The organism is Terrisporobacter muris, assembly GCF_024621905.1.
In the GTDB taxonomy this organism is placed as follows: Bacteria; Bacillota; Clostridia; order Peptostreptococcales; family Peptostreptococcaceae; genus Terrisporobacter; species Terrisporobacter muris.
Map to the genome: position 1 here is coordinate 1 of NZ_JANKBY010000274.1, position 5,133 is coordinate 5,133.

6 protein-coding genes are annotated in these 5,133 nt (G+C 28.4%); 5 read left to right on the top strand and 1 reads right to left on the bottom strand.

The features are described from left to right. Positions 1–85 precede the first annotated feature (85 nt). From NSA58_RS15825 to yedF, 3 genes are read left to right on the top strand one after another with little or no spacing between them, the layout of a single operon-like run. Complete coding sequence (locus tag NSA58_RS15825; RefSeq protein WP_039679321.1) at positions 86–1,255, top strand: double-cubane-cluster-containing anaerobic reductase; 1,170 nt, start codon at positions 86–88, stop codon at positions 1,253–1,255. A gap of 10 nt (positions 1,256–1,265) precedes the next feature. Then, positions 1,266–2,021: an acyl-CoA dehydratase activase gene (locus tag NSA58_RS15830; RefSeq protein ID WP_074079833.1), complete on the top strand. Its 756-nt coding sequence runs from the start codon at positions 1,266–1,268 to the stop codon at positions 2,019–2,021. A gap of 53 nt (positions 2,022–2,074) precedes the next feature. Further along, entirely contained in the window at positions 2,075–2,686 is a 612-nt protein-coding gene (gene yedF, locus NSA58_RS15835) for a sulfurtransferase-like selenium metabolism protein YedF (RefSeq protein ID WP_200886389.1), read from the top strand. A 77-nt stretch (positions 2,687–2,763) separates the two neighbouring features. Here yedF and NSA58_RS15840 read toward each other — a convergent pair whose 3' ends face one another. Beyond that, positions 2,764–3,237 carry a pyridoxamine 5'-phosphate oxidase family protein gene (locus tag NSA58_RS15840; RefSeq protein WP_039679322.1) on the bottom strand — a complete coding sequence of 158 codons (474 nt, stop codon included), beginning with the start codon at positions 3,235–3,237 and terminating at the stop codon, positions 2,764–2,766. Between the two features lie 123 nt (positions 3,238–3,360). On the opposite strand from NSA58_RS15840, the gene NSA58_RS15845 reads away from it, so the two are divergent. Together NSA58_RS15845 and NSA58_RS15850 are read left to right on the top strand one after the other, a co-directional pair. Further along, positions 3,361–4,140, top strand: a complete 780-nt coding sequence (locus NSA58_RS15845) for a serine hydrolase (RefSeq protein ID WP_039679323.1) — start codon at positions 3,361–3,363, stop codon at positions 4,138–4,140. A 3-nt stretch (positions 4,141–4,143) separates the two neighbouring features. Further along, positions 4,144–5,115 carry a dipeptidase gene (locus tag NSA58_RS15850; RefSeq protein ID WP_257560665.1) on the top strand — a complete coding sequence of 324 codons (972 nt, stop codon included), beginning with the start codon at positions 4,144–4,146 and terminating at the stop codon, positions 5,113–5,115. The last annotated feature ends 18 nt before the right edge of the window (positions 5,116–5,133 follow it).

Here is a 5,133-nt window from a genome sequence, read left to right on the forward strand (position 1 = left end):
ATAGTTTTTTATATTTAGATTTGATACTATGAAGGTGATTTAAAATGAAGAATATGATATAAATTATTATTTTAGGGGGATATAAATGAGTAATTTACCAAGTCAATTTGAAAGTTTTGCACAAGCAAGAAAAGATGGATTTCTAGCAGCCAAAGAAGTAAAAGATAGTGGGAGAAAAATGGTTGGTACATTTTGTTGTTTTACACCATCTGAGTTACCTATTGCAGCAAATGCTGTTCCAGTGGGAGTATGCGGAGTAAGTGAGGAAGCAATTCCAGAAGCAGAAAAAATACTGCCAAGAAATCTATGTCCTTTAATAAAATCAAGTTATGGTCATGCAATAACTGATACATGCCCATATTTTTATTTTTCAGATTTGCTTATTGGGGAGACAACTTGTGATGGGAAGAAGAAAATGTATGAGGAGTTAGGAAAAGTAAAACCAACTCATATTATGCAAATGCCTAATAGAGCAACTGGAAAACATGAGTTTAATCTTTGGAAGGATGAGATAATTCTATTAAAAGAAGTTTTAGAAAAAGAATTAGATACAACTATAAGTGAAGATGATATAAAAGATGCAATTAAAGATAAAAATGAAGAGAGAAGATTACTAAATGAGTATTATGACTTGGGAAAATTAGAACCTTCTGCTTTAACAGGAATGGAATTGTATCAAGTATCTTATCAAGCTCAATTTAAATTTGATAGAGATGAATTAAAAGCAAATTTAAGGAAAATAATAGATGATACTAAAATAAGATATGAAAAAGGTGAGTGTTCTGTAAAAAAAGACGCACCTAGAATATTAATTACTGGATCTCCAATTGGTGGATGTACGAATAAAATTATTAATACTATAGAAGAATCTGGTGGATCAATTGTTGCTTATGAGCTATGTTCATCTATAAGAAATAATAGAGAATTGGTGGATGAAAGTAATCCAGATGTTTATGATGCTTTAGCTAAGAAGTATCTAAATATAGGATGTGCTTGTATGATGAATAATGATAAGAGAATAGAATTATTAGGAGATTTAATAGAAGAGTTTAAAATTGATGGAGTAATTGACGTTGCTCTTCAATCATGCCATCCTTTTAATGTGGAAGGTAATAGGATAAAAGAATTTGTAGTTAATGATAAAAATATTCACTACATGGCAATTGAAACTGATTATTCTCAATCAGACACAGAACAGTTAAGAACAAGATTTGAAGCATTTATAGAGATGATAGAAGAAAAGAAAGGTTGTTAATTGAGTGAAGATGTATAGTATAGGCATAGATTCAGGGTCTGTGGCAACAAAGGCAGTGTTGTTTGATGGAGAGAAAGTAGTAAAGAAGGTTGTTATACCAACAGGTTGGAGTCCTAAAAGAACATCAAATCAAGCTTATGAAATATTGATAGATGGAATAGATAAGGATAAAGTAAAGAAAGTAGTAGGGACTGGTTATGGACGAGTTAGTATGGATTTTGTAGATAAAACAGTTACAGAAATAACCTGTCATACAAAGGGAATTTTCTTTTTAAATAAAAATATTAGAACTATATTAGATATAGGTGGACAAGATAGTAAGGTTATAAATATTGATGACAATGGAAATGTTGTTAATTTTATAATGAACGATAAATGTGCTGCAGGTACAGGTAAGTTTTTAGAAGTTACATCTAATAAATTAGGAAGTGATATAGAAAATATTGATGAATTGGCACATGGTGCTACACCTGAAAATATTTCTAGTATGTGTACTGTATTTGCTGAATCAGAAATAATAAGCCTTTTGGCTCAAGATATTCCTAAGGAAAATATAGCAGCAGGTATATTAAAGTCTATTGCTAATAAGGGTATATCCATATTAAATAAAGGTAGACTAGAAGATACAATAGCCTTTACTGGAGGCTTAGCCCAGAGTAAAGAGCTAGTAAAGATGTTAGAAAATAATTTAAACAAAGAAATATTTATAGCAGAAGATGCTCAAATAATTGGAGCCTTAGGTGCTGCAATTATTGGATTTAAATAAAATAATAGTCAGTATAAGCATATATGATGACATTATATATAGGAGGATAAAAAATGAACATAGTAAAAGTAAATGCTATAGGAGATAATTGTCCTATACCAGTAGTTAAAGCAAAAAAAGCAATAGATGCTCTAGAAGATGCAGCAATAGTTGAAATAAGTGTAGACAATGAAATAGCTGTACAAAATGTCACAAAAATGGTTAATCAAAAAAACTTAGAATATACCTGTGAAAAAGTAGGGCAAAATCATTATGTTATAAAAGTACAATGTGGTGAAGTAGTAGAAAGTGAAGCAACTAAAGAAGTGGTTGCTGCTATTGCAAAAGAGGAAAAAATGGTAGTGGTATTAAGTAGTGATAAAATGGGTGAAGGAGATGAGGAACTAGGAAAGGTTCTTATTAAAGGTTTTATATACGCTATAACTCAATTAGACAAATATCCAAAAGCCGTATTACTATATAATAGCGGTGTGAAATTATCATCTGAAGGTTCAGATTCTATAGGGGATTTAAAAGTATTAGAAGATCACGGTGTTGAAATACTAAGCTGTGGAACTTGTTTGAATTTCTATAACTTACAGGATAAATTACAAGTTGGTAAAGTAACCAATATGTACTCTATAGTTGAAGAGTTATCAGGAGCTACTAATATAATCAGACCATAATTAAATAGGAAATATATAAATTTAAAGATAGACTAAGAACCTTGAATTATCAAGAGTATTAGTCTATTTTAATTTGGCTAATTAGTAGCGTTACTGTATTTACCAGTTAAATGATCAATTTCTATTTTTATTACAGTAAATGAATTTATAGCTTTATCTATGTATTTCAGGCCTTCTTCCATATGAGGATGAGAGTATTTTTCTCCTATTGCAATAATTGCACTTCTTTTTTCATCATTAGTAACTATGAAAGCACGTCCAAATACTATTGCACTTTTATAATGAGTAGTAAAATATTTTGGAAGTATGGCGATATCAGAATTTACAAAGAAAGAAACTTTATTATTTTTAATTATATTATCCAATTTATGTCCTTTATTGGCACAGTGGAAATAGATACAATTATTATGATAAACATAATTAACAGCAACTCCATAAGGATATCCATTTTCACTTATAGTTGATAATACTCCTTCTTTTCCTTCTTGTAATATTTTTATTGTATCTTCTGTACTTAATTCTCTTTTTTTCTTGATTATATCTCTAAACATAAATCCTCCTTAATAATTTTATTATGGTGATAAAATTGTAGCATAATATATTCAATAATAGTGCAGTAATAGACTTAGATGGAGTAGAATAATATTGTAACTATTTATAAAGGGGATGTATTTATGGATGATAAAATAATAAACAAATTAAAGAATATGAAAGGTGATGTAAGTTTTTATTATAAAAACTTAGTTACACAAGAAATAATTAAGTATAATGAAGAAAAGCCAATGCTAGCAGCTAGCGTAATAAAACTTACTGTATTGGTGGAATGTTTTAATCAGATAAAAAAAGATATTATAAGGAAAGACGATATTTTTATTACTAAAGAGGAAGATAAAGTACCATCTTGTGGTGCTTTAAATTATATGAGGGAAAACTTGAAAATTACATTGGAAGATTTATATGTGCTTATGATTATTTTAAGTGATAATTATGCCACAAATATTTTAATTGATAAATTAGGAATAGATAATATCAATAAAACTATAAAAGAAATAGGATTAAAAAATACCGTACTTAATCGTAAAATGTTTGATTCCGATAAAGCGGCATTAGGATTAGAAAATTATATAAGTGCAGGAGATATAGCATATTTGTTGGAGAAGATGTACAATAAAGAACTAATTGACGAAAAGTCTAGTGAAGAGATGATAAATATTTTAAAAAATCAAAGATTAAATAGTAAAGTACCTTTTTTTCTACAAAGTATAAAGCCCAAAGTTAATATTGCACATAAAACAGGAGAAGATACTAATATAACTCATGATGTAGGAATAGTATTTGATAAAGAGCCATTTATAGTATGTTTTTGTGGTAACAATGTAAATGTACCAGAGTATGAAAGACTTATGCAAGATGTTACTTATGATTTATATAAAGGTGCTGATTTTAGGAGGTAATAAATGAAGATAGTTGATTTTCATTGTGATACAATATCACAATTATATGACATTAGACAAAAAGGAGAAGATATACACTTAAGACAAAATAGACTACATTTAGATATAGAAAAAATGAAAAAGGGCGATTATATGCTTCAAGTTTTTGCATCATATGTGGACTTAGGAAGTAATGATAAACCATTGGAGTCTTGCCTTAGTTATATAGATTTGCTTTATAATGAAGTGCAAAAAAATAAGGATGATATTGGAATAGTTTATACATATGAAGATATAATGACAAATATTGAGAAAAATAGGATTTCAGCACTACTATCCATAGAAGAAGGCGGAGTTTGTAAAGGTAATTTATCATTGCTTAGAAATTTTTATAGACTTGGTGTTAGAATGATGACGTTAACATGGAATTATGATAATGAGTTAGCCTATCCAAATGGTTATTTTTATAATGAAGAAAAGAATGAGAGAAAAGGTCTTAAAGAAAAAGGTTTAGAATTTATAAATGAGATGGAGCAGCTAGGAATGATTATCGATGTTTCACATTTATCAGATGATGGAATTTATGATGTTTATAATAATACAACAAAACCTTTTATTGCTAGCCATTCCAATGCTAGAAATATATGCTCTCACCAAAGAAATTTGACTGATGACATGATTAAAAAAATTGGAGATAGAGGTGGAATTATAGGCATTAATTTCTATTCTTTATTTTTAAATGATAATTATAAATTTAATGATATAAGTAAAATCGACGATATTATAAATCATATGAAATATATATCGAATAAGGGGGGGATAGATTGTGTAGGTATTGGTAGCGACTTCGATGGAATAGATTGCCTTTTGGAGTTTGAGAATTCATCAAATATGCAATTGATTTATGACAAAATGCAAAAATTAGGTTTTAGAGAAGAAGATATAGAGAAGATCTTTTATAAGAATGCACTAAGATTATTTAAAGAAGTGCTATAAATTTAATATAAATATTTA

What these genes read in the sequence shown, in the direction of transcription:
- NSA58_RS15825 (WP_039679321.1), top strand. Translation starts at nt 86, where the DNA reads ATGAGTAATTTACCAAGTCAATTTGAAAGTTTTGCACAAGCAAGAAAA.
- NSA58_RS15830 (WP_074079833.1), top strand. Translation starts at nt 1,266, where the DNA reads ATGTATAGTATAGGCATAGATTCAGGGTCTGTGGCAACAAAGGCAGTG.
- yedF (WP_200886389.1), top strand. Translation starts at nt 2,075, where the DNA reads ATGAACATAGTAAAAGTAAATGCTATAGGAGATAATTGTCCTATACCA.
- NSA58_RS15840 (WP_039679322.1), bottom strand. Translation starts at nt 3,237, where the DNA reads ATGTTTAGAGATATAATCAAGAAAAAAAGAGAATTAAGTACAGAAGAT.
- NSA58_RS15845 (WP_039679323.1), top strand. Translation starts at nt 3,361, where the DNA reads ATGGATGATAAAATAATAAACAAATTAAAGAATATGAAAGGTGATGTA.
- NSA58_RS15850 (WP_257560665.1), top strand. Translation starts at nt 4,144, where the DNA reads ATGAAGATAGTTGATTTTCATTGTGATACAATATCACAATTATATGAC.